The organism is Sinomonas atrocyanea, assembly GCF_030812675.1.
GTDB lineage: Bacteria > Actinomycetota > Actinomycetes > Actinomycetales > Micrococcaceae > Sinomonas > Sinomonas atrocyanea_B.
Genome location: NZ_JAUSTE010000003.1, coordinates 155,940 through 170,741, shown reverse-complemented (window position 1 = coordinate 170,741; position 14,802 = coordinate 155,940). Strand labels below are relative to the sequence as shown.

The window sequence follows — 14,802 nt, the reverse complement described above, 5'->3', positions numbered from 1 at the left end:
CTTGTCCGGCAGTCTACAAGCTCGTGACTAGACCTGTCGGGAGTTATCCACAGGGACCTCGGTCAGCGGGCGTGCGCGGGGAGGGCGCTGCCGGTGCCGAGGCCGCGGAGCTCCCAGCCGGCATCCCGCCAGGCGGCTGCGTCCAGGACGTTGCGCGCGTCGAGCACGACGGCCCGGCGGACCCGCGACGCGGCCTCTGCGGGGTCGATGGCCCGGAACTCGGGCCATTCGGTCAGCAGCAGGACCAGCTCGGCCCCGTCGAGCGCTGCCGCCGGGGACGGCTCGAACTCGAGCTGCGGGAAGCGCAGCCAGGCGTTGTTGATGGCCTTCGGGTCCGTCACCACCACGTGCGCGCCGGCCGCCGCGAGCCGCACCGCCACATCGAGGGCGGGGGAGTCGCGGATGTCGTCGGTGTCCGGCTTGAAGGCCGCGCCGAGCACGGCCACGCGGCGCCCCGCGACGTCGCCGCCGCACAGGTCGGCGGCGAGGGCCGCGACGCGTCCGCGCTGGCCCTCGTTGACGCCGTCGACCAGGCCCATCCACGCGTCCACGGAGTCGACGCCGAGCTCCTGGGCCTGGGCGCGGAACGAGCGGATGTCCTTGGGCAGGCACCCGCCGCCGAACCCGAGCCCGGCCGCGAGGTAGCGCTGGCCGATGCGGGGGTCCAGCCCCATGGCTGCGGAGAGCTGGGTGACGTCGGCGCCGGCGGCGTCGCACAGCTCGGCCATCGCATTGATGTAGGAGAGCTTCGTGGCGAGGTAGGCGTTCGCAGCGGACTTGATGAGCTCGGCGGTCGCGTACCCGCAGACGATCCTCGGCACCCCGGCTTCCAGGAGGGGAGCGTAGACCGTGTCGAGCGTGCGCGCCGCGCGCTGCCCGCCGGCGTCGTCCGCCACCCCGTACACGAGCCGGTCCGGCACGAGCGAGTCCTTCACCGCGGTCCCCTGCCGCAGGAACTCGGGGTTCCAGGCGAGCTCGAGGTCCGCCCGGCCGAGCCACTCGCGCACGCGGTGGACCGTCCCGACCGGGACCGTGGACTTGCCCACGACGGCGGCCCCCGCCTTCGCGTGCCGGCCCACCGCGCGGGCGGCCGACTCCAGGTACCCCAGGTCGGCCACGCCGCTGGTCTTGGCCTGCGGGGTCCCGACGCACAGGAAGTGCACGTCGCAGTCCGCGGCGAGGGCCATGTCGGTGGAGAACGAGAGCCGTCCCGTGGCCCGGCCCTCGGCCAGGAGCTCCTCGAGGCCGGGCTCGAAGAACGGTGCGGTGGCGCGGGCGAGGCGCGCCGCCTTGTCCGCGTCGGTGTCGATGCCCACGACCGTGTGGCCCATCGAGGCCAGCGCGGCGGCGTGGACCGCTCCGAGGTAGCCGCAGCCGATGACGGAGATCTTCATGGTGTCCCTTCCTTCTCTTGCCGAATTCACCGGACCCAGCGGACCTCAGCGGGCGGGGACCGCGGTGCGGGCGATGACGTCCTCGTAGTGCTCGACGAGCTGGGCGCAGATGGCGCTCCAGGACCGGCCCTGGACGCTGCGCCAGGCGGCCTCGGCGAACGCGGCCCGCTTCGCGTCGTCGCCGAGGAGGTCCTGGGCGTAGGAGCGCAGCTGGGCCAGGTCGCCGGGGGAGTACAGCCAGCCGGTCTTCGAGTTCTGCACGAGGTCGAGCGGGCCGCCGCGGCCGGTCGCGACCACCGGCACCCCCGAGGCCATGGCCTCCTGGATGGTCTGGCAGAACGTCTCGAACTCGCCCGGGTGCACGAACAGGTCGAAGCTCGCGACGATCCGGGCGAGGTCCTCGCCGCCCTTGAACCCGGTGAAGAGCGCCCCGGGCAGCTGGGCCTCCAGCTGGGCGCGCAGCGGTCCGTCCCCGACCACCACGAGCCGGGTACCGGGCAGGTCCGCGAGCACGCGCAGGTCCTCTACCTGCTTCTCCGCCGCGAGCCGCCCCACGTAGCCGATCACGGACACCGGCGAGCCCGCGGGGGTGCACCCGGCCACGGACGCCCGCCACACGGCGTCGCGCTTCGCGGGGCTGAACCGTTCCGTGTCGACGCCGCGGCGCCACAGCTCGACGCCGGGGATCCCTCGCCCGCGCAGCTGGTTGAGCGCGAAGGTGGACGGTGCGAGGGTCCGGTCCGCGAGGAGGTGGATCGCCTCCACCCGCTGCCACGCCCAGTTCTCGAGGAAGGGCACCCCGTAGCGGGCCGCGTAGCCGGGCACCTCGGTCTGGTAGACCGCCACCGTGGGAATCCCCAGCTGGCTCGCGGCCCGCACGGCCCGCCAGCCGAGCTCGAACGGGGAGGCCAGGTGCACCACGTCGGGCCGGAAGGCCCGGAGGAGGCGCCGCACCTTCGGCACGGCCCCGAACGCGATCCGCACGTTCGGGTAGCCGGCCACGGGCACGGCGGGCAGCCGCACGACCTTCGCGCCGGACACGGTCTCGTCCTGCGGGAACACCGCCCCGGCGCCTTCGCCGGACGGGGCGAGCACGAGCACCTCGTCGCCGCGCTCGTGCAGGTGGTCGAGCACCCGCAGGACTGAATGGGTGACGCCGTTCATCTGCGGCAGGAACGACTCGGCAACAATCGCGATCCTCACGCCTCCACGCTCCGCCGCCCGTCTGGCCGGACGGCGGCGGCCGCGTGACCTGCGGGGGAAGGCCCGGTGAACGCCCGGCGCACCCCTCGACGTGACCTGCGGCACAGTCTGGACGGACGGGGAATGGTGCCGGACCGGGCTCGGTTGCCCAGAGCATGACGATCCAGGACACCGCATCCGGCCCCGCCACGGCGGCCCCGCTCTCCAGCCTCTTCACGCCGTTCCACCTCGGCAGCCTCCGCGTCCCCAACCGCTTCGTCATGGCCCCCATGACCCGCGAGTTCTCGCCCGAGGGGGTCGTGACGGACGACGTCGTGGGCTACTACGCGCGCCGCGCCGCGGCCGGCGTCGGGCTCCTCATCACGGAGGGCGTGTACGTCTCGGAGGACTCCGGTCCCAGCACGCGCGTCCCGCGCCTGTTCGGCGACGCCGAGCTCGCCGCGTGGCGACGCCTCGTCGAGGAGGTGCACGCGGCCGGCGGCGCGATCGTGCCCCAGCTCTGGCACCTCGGCGCGGCCCGCGGCGACCACGCCGAGTTCAACCCGGAGCTGCCCTCGCTCAGCCCCTCCGGGATCGCCCCGAACGGCGCCCAGCGCGGCCGCGCCGCGACCGTGGAGGAGCTGGCCCGCATCCGCGACGACTTCGCCCGCGCCGCCGCGGCGGCCCAGGCGGCCGGCTTCGACGGCGTCGAGCTGCACGGCGCCCACGGCTACCTCCTCGACCAGTTCCTCTGGGAGGGCACGAACCGCCGCGAGGACCAGTACGGCGGCTCGCTCGAGGCCCGGCTGCGCTTCCCCGCGGAGGTCGCCTCGGCGGTGCGCGCCGCCGTGGGCCCCGACTACCCGGTGATCTTCCGCTTCTCCCAGTGGAAGTCCGGCGACTACGGCGCCAGGATCGCCCAGACGCCCGAAGAGCTCGGCACCATCCTCGGCACCCTCGCCGAGGCCGGCGTCTCGGCCTTCCACCCCTCGACCCGGCGCCACTGGGAGCCCGCGTTCCTCGAGGCCGCCGGCGCCGACGGAGAGGGCGGCGACTCCGCCCTCGGCCTCGCGGGCTGGACCAAGAAGCTCAGCGGGCTCCCCGTGATCACGGTCGGCTCCGTGGGGCTGGACAACGAGTTCGAGGTCACGTGGCAGGAGGGCGGCCGTTCCCAGGTCCGCGGGCTCGAGGCCCTGCTGGGCCAGTTCGGCCGCGGCGAGTTCGACCTCGTGGCGGTGGGCCGGGTCCTGCTCTCCGACCCCCTCTGGGTCGAGAAGGTCCGCGAGGGCCGCACCGAGGAGATCCGCCCGTTCAGCGCGGAGGACAGGCTCCACCTCTCCTGACCCCCGGCGGTGCCGTCCGCCGGTGCGCCTGAGCGGCGCACCGGCGCGGCCGTGGCACAGTGGAGGGCGATGAAACTCCGCGCCGACCAGTCTGGACTCCGCGGGCTCCCCATGCCGCTGTGGCTCCAGGGAGTCGCGGAAGCCGTCCAAGCCCTCCTGATCTCCGCCGTCCTGGCGGTCATCCCCGTGTTCGCCGTCTGGGCGACCGGCGGCCTGGGGCCCTGGGCGCCCGAGGACGCCGCCCGCCTGGCGGGGCAGGCGTGGCTCCTCGCCCACGGGGTGCCGCTCAAGCTCAGCCTGGCCGCCGGGACGGGCGAGGCGGCCGAGCCGGTGACCGGGACGCTGTCCCTCATCCCGCTCGGACTCACGCTCATCCCGGTGCTCCTGGCCTGGCGGGCGGGCCGGCGGCTCGCCCGGGCCTCGTATGCGGACACCCTGTGGCAGGCGCTCGCCGGAGCAGCCTCCGCGTACGCCGGATTCGGGTTCGCCACTGCGTTCGTGTGCCGCACCGCCCAGGTGGACGTGGGCATGGTCGCCGCGACCCTGGTCCCGCTCATCCCCGCCGGCCTCGGCCTGGTGGCGGGCGCCCGGCGCGAGGCGGGCGCCTGGACCAGGCTCATCGGCGTTGACGCCGTGGACTGGATCGCCCGTGCCGGGCAGTATTCGCGCTGGGCCGGCAGCTACGTCTGGGCGGCGGTTCGCTCCGGCGCCGTGGGCCTGCTCACCTCGCTCGCGATCGCCGCGGTGCTCCTCGCCGTGGACCTGCTGGGCCACTGGGCCGAGGCCGTGGCCGTATTCGAGGGTGTCGGCGCCGACGCCGTCGGCGGGGCTGCCCTGACCGTCGCCCAGATCGGCTACATCCCCGACCTCGTGGTCTGGACCCTCGGCTGGGCCTCCGGCGCGGGCGTCGCCCTCGGGACCGGCTCGAGCGCGGGGGCCCTCGCCACCGCGGTGGGGCCGCTGCCTCCCGTTCCCCTGCTCGCCGCCGTGCCCGCGGGGCCGCTCCTGTTCGGCCCGGCGGCCCTCGTGGTCCCGGTGCTGGGCGGCCTCGTCGCGGGCTGGTGGTTCGTGCGCGAGGGGGAGGACCACTTCGACGAGTGGCTCTCGATCAAGGTCCGGGCCCGCTGGTTCTCCGCGCCGGTCTCCGCGGTCTTCCTCGGCGCCCTCGTCGGTGCCGTCGCAGGTGCGCTCGCGGCCGGGCTCGCGTGGCTCACGAGCGGCTCCGCCGGCGTGGGCCGGCTCACCGAACTCGGTGTGAGTCCCCTGTGGATGCTCGTCTGGGTGGGGGCGGAGACCGCGATCGGGGCCTGCATCGGCTACGGCCTCGGGCCGTGGCTCGAGCGCTCCCGCACCCGCAGCGCCGACTCCGCCGAGGCTTAGGCCTGCATCAGCCCTGCCGCGCGGCTGCGTCCAGGCCCGCGCGGAGGTCCGCCTGGCAGGTGTCCTTGGCGGTGATGGTGATCGCGTGGTGGGAACAGTCCTCGAAGCGCGCCACCTGTCCGGCGAAGGCCAGTGCCGCCGCGGAGTAGAGCCCGAGCGCGAGCCCGACGAGCATGCCCGCGATGGCCCCGACGGCCAGCGACCGGGGATGGCCCCCGCGGCCGACGAGCACGAGCACCGTGATCCCGCCGCCCAGCACGGCCGCGGACAGCAGCGCCGAGGCCCAGGCCCAGCCCACGCCGTGCGCCGCCGAGATCCACGTCAGGAGGACGGCCACCGCGAGGACGCGGAGCAGGAGCTGGGTGCGGGCGAGGGAGGCCTGGGCGGTCACGGTTCCCCACCCTACCGGCGCGCGGGCCTGCCGGCGTGCGCGGCGCCGGTAAGGTGGCCCCATGCGCATCGTGGTCCTCGTCTCCGGCACCGGCTCCAACCTGCAGGCCGTCATCGACGCCGTGAGGGCCGGCGAGCTGGACATCGAGATTGCTGCCGTCGGCGCGGACCGCGAGGGAACCTATGGGATCGAGCGCTCGGACGAGGCCGGCCTCGAGACCTTCGTGGTGAACTTCAACTCGTTCCCCACCCGTGCGGAGTGGGACGCCGCCCTCGCCGACAAGGTCGCGTCCTACCGCCCGGACGTCGTGGTCTCCTCGGGCTTCATGAGGATCGTCAGCCCCGAGTTCATCGCGCGCTTCGGCGGCCGCTACCTCAACACGCATCCCGCGCTCCTGCCCGCCTTCCCGGGGGCGCACGGGGTCCGCGACGCCCTCGACTACGGCGTCAAGGTCACCGGCTGCACCGTCCACTGGGCCGACGCCGGGGTGGACACGGGGCCGATCATCGCCCAAGAGGCCCTCGCGGTCGCCGACGGCGAGGACGAGGACTCGCTCCACGAGCGCATCAAGGTCATCGAGCGGCGGCTGCTCATCGACGTCCTGCGCCGGCTGGCCGCGGGCGAGGTCCCCGCTCCGGCCTGACCCGGGCCGGTCACGACGCGGTCCGGTTCCGCCACCCGCCCGTCCGGTGGGGGGAAACGCACGACGGCGCGTGCCCGCCTGAGCGGGGCACGCGCCGTCGTGCGTTTTAAGGCGGGCCGATCAGAGGGTGCCGCCGCTCTGCGGGGGCGCGTCCACGGAGCCGCGCCATCCGCCGGTGGCGCCGTTGGACTCCACGAAGTCCTTGAACTTCTTCAGGTCGCTCTTGACCTGAGCGTTGTCGGCGCCGAAGGCCGCACCGATCTTCTCGGTTGCGGAGCCCGGCTCCCAGTCGAACTGGACCGACACCCGGGATTCGGCATCGTTGAGCCGGTGGAAGGTGACGACGCCCGCGTGGTTGGGGCCGTCGGTGCTCTTCCACGCGATCCGCTCGTCCGGGTTCTGCTCGGTGATCACCGTGTCGAACTCGCGGGTCTGCCCGGCCACCTTCGTGGTCCAGTGCAGGTGGGTGTCGTCCTGCTGTACCACGGACTCGACGCCTCCCATGAAGTGCGGGAAGGACTCGAACTGGGTCCACTGGTTGTACGCCGTCGCAACGGGGACGGCAACATCGATCGTTTCCTGGACGGTAGACATGCGTTTCTCCTAGCGAGGTTGGCGCTGTTGGGGACTCTCTACAGGTACCCGGCGGCATGGAGGCCAAAACACCGGGCGGACTACTTCACGGCCGCCTTGATCGCGGTCTTCGCCTGGGCGGCCCTCGCCTGCGCCACCTTGCGCCGGGCCTTGACGGGGTGGTGCTTGCGGTCGATCAGGAGGGCCACGCCGATCCCGGCGAGCCAGATGTCCTTGGCCATGGGCACGCCCGCGGGGGTGGGCCTGATCCCGTCCGGCTGGGTCAGGCCCGGGGTCTTGGAGTAGACGGCGAGCAGGCCGGCGGAGAATGCCGTGAGGCCCAGCGCCGCGAGACGGGTGGGGACGAACGGTGCCAGGAGGGCGGCCCCCAGCCCCACCTCGGCGCCCGCGACGAGCTTGCCGAACGTCTTCGGGGCCACCTGCTTGGCCTGGGGGATCGCGTGGGCGGTCATGTCCTGGAGCCGCTCGGCGCCCTCGGCGTCGAGCGAGAGCTTGGAGACCCCCGAGTTGAGGACGAAGGCGCCCGCGACGAGGCGCAGGACGGCGTGGCTGAGCTTGAATCCCATGGTGTGTGCCTTTCGGTGTGGATGCTGGAGCCGTTAGCGGCGGGGAGAGGACTTCAGGAGCCTGCGGGCGCCCGCCCAGGCCACGAGGGCGGCCGCGGCCCAGGGTCCGCCCACAATGATGGGGTCCATCCAGGCGTGCTTGAGGTCCGCCCGGTTCTGCCCCCATCGTGAGGACACGGGGTGGTGGCCGGCCTCGCCGAGGACCCCGGTCTCGGTGACGGGGTTGTCGGGGTGCAGCGTCGCGAGGGAGCGCAGGTGCGACTCCCAGGCGTCGACGCGGTCCCCCGCCAGGAGAAGCAGCCAGTGCGGCGTCTGCCCCTCGCTGTAGCGGCGGTACGAGAACCTCCGGATCGCGCCCGAGGCCCCGTGCAGGGGAGCGGTCGTGCCGAACACCGGGGTGAGGAACTCGTGTTCGCGGGAGCGCTCGTGCGGCGTGTTCTCCGGCTGCCGCTCGGGGAAGTCCCAGTGGGCCCCGGTCGGCTCGTGCTTCTCGCGCGGCACCGAGGGCCGGTCCGCGGGGTCGAGGTCTGCGCCCCAGCCCGGGATCCGGGCGCGGAGCTCCTCGCTGGACGGCGGCTGGGGGCGCCTGTCGGCGGTGTACGGCATGGCTGGCTCCTTTCAGGACGCCCCGGGCACCACGAGGGGCTTGATGATGCCGTCGAGCTTGCCCGAGAACAGGTGGTAGCCCTCGGCGATGTGCTCGAGCGGGATGCGGTGGGTGACGAGCTCGCTGGGCTTGAGGTAGCCGTTGCGGACGTGCTCGAAGAGGCGCGGCCACTGCCGCTTGACCGGGCACTGGTTGGTGCGGATCGTGAGCCCCTTGTTCATGGCGTCGCCGAACTTGACGCCGGTGGGGGCGGGGCCGTAGGCGCCGAGGACCGACACTGTCCCGCCCTTGCGGACGGCGTCCAGCGCCCAGTTCAGGGCGATCGGGGAGCCGCCCTGGAGCTTGAGCTTGGCCCCGGCCACGTGCAGGAGGAACCCGCCGTCCGCCTCGGCGCCGACCGCGTCGATCACCACGTCGGCGCCGAGATAGTCGGTGGCCTTCTTCAGCTCGAGGATGATGTCGCGGTGCTCGGCGAAGTTGTACGTCTCGGCGTGCGCGAACTCCCTGGCCTTCGCGAGGCGGTAGTCGAGGTGGTCCACGACGATCACGCGCCCGGCTCCCATGAGCCACGAGGACGCGGCCGCGAAAAGGCCCACGGGCCCGGCGCCCAGGACGATCACCGTGTCGTCTTCGGAGATGTCCCCGAGCTGCGCCCCGAAGTAGCCGGTGGGGAGCGCGTCGGTGAGCAGGACCGCGTCCTCGTCGCTCATCCAGTCGGGGATGAGGGAGGGCCCGACGTCGGCGAACGGGACCCGTACGAACTCCGCCTGGCCGCCGTCGTACCCTCCGCAGCTGTGCGAGTAGCCGTAGATCCCGCCGATCGCGGTGGCGTTGGGGTTCACGTTGTGGCAGTTGGAGTACAGCCCGCGTGCACAGAAGTAGCACGAGCCGCAGTAGACGTTGAAGGGGACCATGACCCGGTCCCCCCGCTTGAGGTTCTGCACGGACGGGCCGACCTCTTCGACCACGCCGATGAATTCGTGGCCGAACGTGGTCCCGACCCGGGTGTCCGGGATCAGCCCGTGGTACAGGTGCAGGTCGGAGCCGCAGATGGCCCCGAGCGTGACGCGGACGATCGCATCGTTGGGATGTTCGATCGAGGGGATGTCCTTCTCCTCGACCCGGACCTTGTACGGCCCGCGGTAGGCCATGGCGCGCACGGCGGCCCTCCCTCCTCGCTGGGTGACGGGATGCTTCCCGCCAGACCCTTCCCCGCACGGGGCCTCCGTCAACCAACCGCGGCCCGGGGCGGCCGGGGGCGGCGACGGTAGAATGGCGCCGACCCCACCCCGCTGCTGCTTCGAGAAAGACGAGTGCCTGTGACCCAGCTGGACCGCGTTCCCATCCGCCGAGCCCTGATCTCGGTGTACGACAAGACGGGGCTCGAGGAGCTCGCCGTCGGGCTCTCCGAGGCCGGCGTGCGGATCGTCTCGACCGGGTCGACCGCGAAGCGGATCGCGGCCGCCGGCGTCCCGGTCCAGGAGGTCGAGGAGGTCACCGGCTCGCCGGAGATGCTCGACGGCCGCGTCAAGACCCTCCACCCGCGCATCCACGGCGGCATCCTCGCGGACCGCCGCGTGCCCGCCCACGTCCAGACGCTCGAGGACATGGACATCGAGCCGTTCGACCTCGTCGTCGTGAACCTGTACCCGTTCGTGGAGACGGTCGCCTCCGGGGCGGCGATGGACGACGTCGTCGAGCAGATCGACATCGGCGGCCCCGCGATGGTGCGCTCGGCGGCGAAGAACCACGCCGCCGTCGCCATCGTGGTGGACCCGGGTACCTACGGCGACGTCGTGGCGGCCGCGAAGGCGGGCGGCTTCGACCTGAGCACGCGCCGCCGCCTGGCGGCGAAGGCGTTCGCGCACACCGCGGCGTACGACACGGCCGTGGCGACGTGGACGGCGAGCCAGTTCCCGGACGAGGACGAGAGCGGCGCGGTGCACTGGCCCGCGTACGCCGGGCTCGCGCTCGAGCGCTCCGAGGTGCTCCGCTACGGCGAGAACCCGCACCAGCCGGCCGCGCTCTACGTGGACCGGGCCGCCCCCGCAGGCATCGCCCAGGCGGACCAGCTCCACGGCAAGGCCATGAGCTACAACAACTTCGTCGACGCCGACGCCGCCCTGCGCGCCGCCTTCGACTTCGACGAGCCGGCCGTCGCGGTCGTCAAGCACGCGAACCCGTGCGGCATCGCCGTCGCCACCCCCGGGGCCGAGGACCCGATCGCGGACGCCCACCGCAAGGCCCACGCGTGCGACCCGGTCTCCGCATTCGGCGGCGTCATCGCGGCGAACCGCACGGTGACGCGCGGCATGGCCGAGACCGTGGCGGGCATCTTCACCGAGGTGGTGATCGCGCCGGACTTCGAGCCCGAGGCGGTCGAGATCCTCTCGAAGAAGAAGAACATCCGCCTCCTCGCCCTCCCCGAGGGCTACGGCCGCTACCCGACCGAGATCAAGCAGATCTCCGGCGGCGTGCTGGCCCAGGTCAGCGACACGTTCTCGGCCGAGGGCGACGACCCGGCCCGCTGGACCCTCGCCGCGGGCGAGGCGGCCGACGAGGCGACCCTCGCCGACCTCGCCTTCGCCTGGCGGGCCTCCCGCGCGGCGAAGTCCAACGCGATCCTGCTGGCCAAGGACGGCGCCTCGGTCGGCATCGGCATGGGCCAGGTCAACCGCGTTGACTCGTGCCGCCTCGCGGTGGAGCGCGCCAACACCCTCGGCGTGGAGGTGACATCCGACGTCGACTCGGCCGGCGGCGCGTCCGGCACCGGCGGATCCGGGTCGGCGCCGGAGCGCGCGCGCGGCGCCGTCGCGGCGTCGGATGCGTTCTTCCCGTTCGCCGACGGGCTGCAGATCCTCCTCGATGCCGGGGTCAAGGCCGTGGTCCAGCCCGGCGGGTCCGTCCGGGACGAGGAGGTCGTCGAGGCGGCGAAGGCCGCCGGCATCTCGATGTACTTCACGGGCGCGCGCCACTTCTTCCACTGACGCCCACCCCACCCGGGAGGGAGCCAGGGAACCAGGAAGCTAAGGAGCGGGGAGGGAGGCGGGTCATCTGGCCCCGCCTCCCTCCTCCCGTTCCGGGTACGCATCTCGTCGCCGAATCCCCGTTCCGGGTGCGCATCTCGTCGCCGAATCCCCGTTCCGGGTGCGCATCTCGTCGCCGAATCCCCGTTCCGGGTACGCGGGCGGCCTCGACGGTCCTGCGTCGACGGTCCTGCGCCGACGGTCCTGCGTCGTGCGCGCGGTCAGTGGCGCCGCGGCGCGGGCGGGCCCTGCCGCGCGTCCAGCCACTTCCGCACGGCGTCGAGGGCAGCGTCCGGGCCGGCCACCACGGCCATGCTCGCGGGCTCGCTCTGGCCCTCCGAGGCGAGGATGCGCACCCTCAGGCCCTGGTCGGAGCCCGGCTCGCGCCACACCCGCAGGACCAGTGCGCCCAGTTCCTCGAGCGCCGGCTCGGGCGACTCGTCCTGATCGCCGACGGACGCGGAATGCTGTGCCATGCTCTCCCCTGAGGATCGATGCTGATCGACAGCGGGCACGTGGCCCGCGTCTCCTTCCCCCCGGGCCAGTCTAGGCACGCCAGGCGCCTGATCCGGGTGCCCCGGCAGTCACGAATCGGGCCAGCGCTCTGTCTCCGGTAAGTTAAGGACGTTGACATAGCAGCACTCACGCACACTGCGGCCCATGCAAATGCGCGCATCCGCGCCGCGGTCTGCTCCAGCTCCGCAGGAGGCGCCCACCCATGGCCACCATCATCTATACGCACACGGACGAGGCGCCGATGCTGGCGACTCACTCCTTCCTGCCGATCGTCAAGGCCTACTCCTCGGCGGCAGGCGTGCAGATCGAGACGCGGGACATCTCCCTGTCGGGCCGCATCATCGCCGCCTTCGGCGACTACCTGACGGCCGAGCAGCAGCAGTCGGACGCGCTCGCCGAGCTCGGCGCCCTCGCCAAGACGCCCGAGGCGAACATCATCAAGCTGCCGAACATCTCCGCCTCGATCCCGCAGCTCAAGGCCGCGATCGCCGAGCTGCAGTCCCAGGGCTACGCGCTGCCCGACTACCCGGACAACCCCTCCTCGGACGAGGAGACGGACATCCGCTCGCGCTACGACAAGATCAAGGGCTCCGCGGTGAACCCCGTGCTCCGCGAGGGCAACTCGGACCGCCGCGCTCCGCTGTCGGTCAAGAACTACGCGCGCAAGAACCCGCACTCCATGGGTGCGTGGAGCGGCGACTCGAAGACCAACGTGGCCACGATGGACGAGAACGACTTCCGCGCGAACGAGAAGTCGGTGGTCATGTCGGCCGACGATTCGCTCACCATTCAGCTCGCGCTCCCGGACGGCACGGTCAAGGAGCTGAAGAAGGGCATCAAGGTCCTCGCGGGCGAGGTCGTGGACGGCACCGTGATGCGGGCCGCCGCGCTCGATGACTTCCTCGCCGCCCAGGTGGCCCGCGCCAAGGAGGAGGGCGTCCTCTTCTCGGCCCACCTCAAGGCGACCATGATGAAGGTCTCCGACCCGATCATCTTCGGCCACGTGGTCACGGCCTACTTCGCCGAGCTGTTCGAGACCTACGGCAAGCAGCTGGCCGCCGCGGGCCTGAGCCCCAACAACGGCCTGGCCGCGATCCTCAACGGCCTGGACGCCCTGCCGGAGGACGTCCGCGACGGCGTCAAGGGCCTCATCCAGAAGGGGCTCACCGAGGGCCCGGCCCTGGCGATGGTGGACTCGGACAAGGGCATCACCAACCTCCACGTCCCCTCCGATGTGATCGTGGACGCCTCGATGCCCGCGATGATCCGCATCGGCGGCCACATGTGGGGCCCGGACGGCCAGGAGCACGACACGCTCGCGGTCCTGCCCGACTCCTCGTACGCCGGCGTCTACCAGACCGTGATCGACGACTGCCGCGAGCACGGCGCCCTCGACCCCACCACGATGGGCACCGTCCCGAACGTGGGCCTCATGGCACAGGCGGCCGAGGAATACGGCAGCCACGACAAGACCTTCGAGATCCCGGCCGCGGGCACCGTCCAGCTCGTCAACGGGGCCGGCGACGTCCTCATCGAGCACGCTGTCGAGCCGGGCGACATCTGGCGCGCCTGCCAGACCAAGGACGTGCCGATCCGCGACTGGGTCAAGCTCGCCGTCAACCGCGCCCGCGCCACCGACACCCCCGCCGTGTTCTGGCTCGACGAGGACCGCGCCCACGACCGCAACCTCATCGCGAAGGTCCGCGAATACCTCGGCGAGCACAACACCGAGGGCCTCACCATCGAGATCCTCCCGCCCGCGGAGGCCACGGCCTACACGCTCGAGCGGCTCCGCAAGGGCGAGGACACCATCTCGGTCACCGGCAACGTGCTGCGCGACTACCTCACCGACCTGTTCCCGATCCTCGAGCTGGGCACGAGCGCCAAGATGCTCTCGGTCGTCCCCCTCATCGCCGGCGGCGGCCTCTTCGAGACCGGCGCGGGCGGGTCGGCACCCAAGCACGTCCAGCAGCTCGTGAAGGAGAACTACCTGCGCTGGGACAGCCTCGGGGAGTTCTTCGCGCTCGTGCCGTCCTTCGAGCTCTACGCGGAGCAGGCGGGCCTGCCGGCCGCGAAGGTCCTCGCGGACACGCTCGACCGTGCCACCGGCACGTTCCTGCTCGAGAACAAGTCCCCGGGCCGCAAGCTCGGAACCATCGACAACCGAGGCTCGCACTTCTTCCTCGCCCTGTACTGGGCGCAGGAGCTGGCGAAGCAGACGGACGACGCCGGCCTCGCCGCCGCCTTCGCGCCCGTCGCCGAGGCCCTCGCCTCGCAGGAGGACGCCATCGTGGCGGAGCTGCTCGCGGTGCAGGGCTCGCCGGTCGAGCTCGGCGGCTACTACCGCCCCGATGAGGAGAAGGTGTTCGCGGTCATGCGCCCCTCCCGGACCCTCAACGGCATCGTGGACGGCCTGGCCAAGTAACGCCCCAGCCCCACGGGCGGGCTCGGTCCCGCCAGTCACGACGGCGCCCCGCGCCGGAGGTGGTCAACCACCTCCGGCGCGGGGCGCCGTTTGCCGTCTGGCGCTCGGCGGCCCCGGCGGCTTGCCCGACGTCATGCTTTTTGACACCGGACCCCTGTCTCTGGATGATGGTTGAAGCTTCAATCGTATGTGGTCGCCTGTCTGGCGACCGCGAAGCCGATGCCCCACCGACAGCAAGGAGCCCCCATGGCACCCGCCAACAGCCCCGTCCTCGCCGACACGGCCCGCACGATCCTCCGTGTGGCCCTGGGCGCCGTCTTCCTGGCCCACGGCTGGCAGAAGTTCTTCGAGTTCACGATCCCCGGCGCCCAGGGCGCCTTCGCGCAGATGGGCGTCCCCGGGGCCCAGATCGCAGCTCCCGTGGCCGCCACCCTCGAGCTCGTGGGCGGTGCGCTGCTCGTCCTGGGCGTGCTGACCCGGATTGCCGGCGTCCTCCTGGCACTCGAGATGCTGGGCGCGCTGTTCCTCGTGCACGTTTCCGCCGGCATGTTCGTCGAGAAGGGCGGCATGGAGCTCGTGCTGGTGCTCGCGGCGGGCTCGGCCGCCGTGGCCCTCGTGGGGCCGGGACGCTTCTCGGCCAGCGGCCTGCTCTTCGGCCGCGCCGCCGGACGCTGGGCCAGCATCGCGGCCTGACGCTCCCGTCCGGACAGCGGCGTCCCCGCCCCGAGGTGCACC

At 72.6% G+C, this 14,802-nt stretch carries 14 protein-coding genes; 6 read left to right on the top strand and 8 right to left on the bottom strand.

The features are described from left to right. Positions 1–62: 62 nt before the first annotated feature. Together J2W20_RS06600 and J2W20_RS06595 are read right to left on the bottom strand one after the other, a co-directional pair. Complete coding sequence (locus J2W20_RS06600) at positions 63–1,394, bottom strand: UDP-glucose dehydrogenase family protein (RefSeq protein ID WP_307005662.1); 1,332 nt, start codon at positions 1,392–1,394, stop codon at positions 63–65. Positions 1,395–1,439: 45 nt separating this feature from the next. Next, complete coding sequence (locus J2W20_RS06595; RefSeq protein WP_307005661.1) at positions 1,440–2,597, bottom strand: glycosyltransferase family 4 protein; 1,158 nt, start codon at positions 2,595–2,597, stop codon at positions 1,440–1,442. A gap of 155 nt (positions 2,598–2,752) precedes the next feature. On the opposite strand from J2W20_RS06595, the gene J2W20_RS06590 reads away from it, so the two are divergent. Together J2W20_RS06590 and J2W20_RS06585 are read left to right on the top strand one after the other, a co-directional pair. Further along, positions 2,753–3,919, top strand: a complete 1,167-nt coding sequence (locus J2W20_RS06590) for an NADH:flavin oxidoreductase (RefSeq protein WP_307005660.1) — start codon at positions 2,753–2,755, stop codon at positions 3,917–3,919. 69 nt (positions 3,920–3,988) lie between these two features. Continuing rightward, entirely contained in the window at positions 3,989–5,299 is a 1,311-nt protein-coding gene (locus tag J2W20_RS06585; protein ID WP_307005659.1) for a cell division protein PerM, read from the top strand. Between the two features lie 7 nt (positions 5,300–5,306). Here the strand turns inward: J2W20_RS06585 and J2W20_RS06580 are convergent, their stop codons facing one another. Beyond that, complete coding sequence (locus J2W20_RS06580; RefSeq protein ID WP_307005658.1) at positions 5,307–5,690, bottom strand: hypothetical protein; 384 nt, start codon at positions 5,688–5,690, stop codon at positions 5,307–5,309. A 61-nt stretch (positions 5,691–5,751) separates the two neighbouring features. On the opposite strand from J2W20_RS06580, the gene purN reads away from it, so the two are divergent. Beyond that, positions 5,752–6,333, top strand: a complete 582-nt coding sequence (purN, locus tag J2W20_RS06575) for a phosphoribosylglycinamide formyltransferase (protein ID WP_307005657.1) — start codon at positions 5,752–5,754, stop codon at positions 6,331–6,333. Between the two features lie 120 nt (positions 6,334–6,453). Here purN and J2W20_RS06570 read toward each other — a convergent pair whose 3' ends face one another. From J2W20_RS06570 to J2W20_RS06555, 4 genes are all read right to left on the bottom strand, one after another. Further along, positions 6,454–6,927, bottom strand: coding sequence for an SRPBCC family protein (locus tag J2W20_RS06570; protein WP_307005656.1), 474 nt, complete (start codon positions 6,925–6,927; stop codon positions 6,454–6,456). Positions 6,928–7,007: 80 nt separating this feature from the next. After that, a complete protein-coding gene (locus J2W20_RS06565) occupies positions 7,008–7,493 on the bottom strand; it encodes a DoxX family membrane protein (RefSeq protein WP_307005655.1) in 486 nt (161 codons plus the stop codon). 33 nt (positions 7,494–7,526) lie between these two features. Further along, positions 7,527–8,099, bottom strand: a complete 573-nt coding sequence (locus tag J2W20_RS06560; protein WP_307005654.1) for a hypothetical protein — start codon at positions 8,097–8,099, stop codon at positions 7,527–7,529. Positions 8,100–8,111: 12 nt separating this feature from the next. Further along, a complete protein-coding gene (locus J2W20_RS06555) occupies positions 8,112–9,260 on the bottom strand; it encodes a zinc-dependent alcohol dehydrogenase (RefSeq protein ID WP_307005653.1) in 1,149 nt (382 codons plus the stop codon). Positions 9,261–9,413: 153 nt separating this feature from the next. Here J2W20_RS06555 and purH point away from each other — a divergent pair, with 153 nt between their 5' ends. Further along, positions 9,414–11,087, top strand: a complete 1,674-nt coding sequence (gene purH, locus J2W20_RS06550) for a bifunctional phosphoribosylaminoimidazolecarboxamide formyltransferase/IMP cyclohydrolase (RefSeq protein WP_307005652.1) — start codon at positions 9,414–9,416, stop codon at positions 11,085–11,087. A 260-nt stretch (positions 11,088–11,347) separates the two neighbouring features. Here purH and J2W20_RS06545 read toward each other — a convergent pair whose 3' ends face one another. After that, a complete protein-coding gene (locus J2W20_RS06545) occupies positions 11,348–11,602 on the bottom strand; it encodes a hypothetical protein (RefSeq protein WP_307005651.1) in 255 nt (84 codons plus the stop codon). A 242-nt stretch (positions 11,603–11,844) separates the two neighbouring features. Here J2W20_RS06545 and J2W20_RS06540 point away from each other — a divergent pair, with 242 nt between their 5' ends. Together J2W20_RS06540 and J2W20_RS06535 are read left to right on the top strand one after the other, a co-directional pair. Continuing rightward, entirely contained in the window at positions 11,845–14,067 is a 2,223-nt protein-coding gene (locus tag J2W20_RS06540) for an NADP-dependent isocitrate dehydrogenase (RefSeq protein WP_307005650.1), read from the top strand. Positions 14,068–14,313: 246 nt separating this feature from the next. Next, the gene (locus tag J2W20_RS06535) at positions 14,314–14,760 is read left to right on the top strand and encodes a DoxX family protein (protein ID WP_307005649.1); all 447 of its coding nucleotides are present in this window, start codon (positions 14,314–14,316) and stop codon (positions 14,758–14,760) included. The last annotated feature ends 42 nt before the right edge of the window (positions 14,761–14,802 follow it).

Excerpts from the sequence above, each read along its gene's own strand:
- J2W20_RS06585 (WP_307005659.1), top strand. The coding sequence starts at position 3,989 with ATGAAACTCCGCGCCGACCAGTCTGGACTCCGCGGGCTCCCCATGCCG.
- J2W20_RS06560 (WP_307005654.1), bottom strand. The coding sequence starts at position 8,099 with ATGCCGTACACCGCCGACAGGCGCCCCCAGCCGCCGTCCAGCGAGGAG.
- J2W20_RS06600 (WP_307005662.1), bottom strand. The coding sequence starts at position 1,394 with ATGAAGATCTCCGTCATCGGCTGCGGCTACCTCGGAGCGGTCCACGCC.
- J2W20_RS06590 (WP_307005660.1), top strand. The coding sequence starts at position 2,753 with ATGACGATCCAGGACACCGCATCCGGCCCCGCCACGGCGGCCCCGCTC.
- J2W20_RS06535 (WP_307005649.1), top strand. The coding sequence starts at position 14,314 with ATGGCACCCGCCAACAGCCCCGTCCTCGCCGACACGGCCCGCACGATC.
- purN (WP_307005657.1), top strand. The coding sequence starts at position 5,752 with ATGCGCATCGTGGTCCTCGTCTCCGGCACCGGCTCCAACCTGCAGGCC.
- J2W20_RS06540 (WP_307005650.1), top strand. The coding sequence starts at position 11,845 with ATGGCCACCATCATCTATACGCACACGGACGAGGCGCCGATGCTGGCG.
- J2W20_RS06570 (WP_307005656.1), bottom strand. The coding sequence starts at position 6,927 with ATGTCTACCGTCCAGGAAACGATCGATGTTGCCGTCCCCGTTGCGACG.
- J2W20_RS06545 (WP_307005651.1), bottom strand. The coding sequence starts at position 11,602 with ATGGCACAGCATTCCGCGTCCGTCGGCGATCAGGACGAGTCGCCCGAG.
- J2W20_RS06565 (WP_307005655.1), bottom strand. The coding sequence starts at position 7,493 with ATGGGATTCAAGCTCAGCCACGCCGTCCTGCGCCTCGTCGCGGGCGCC.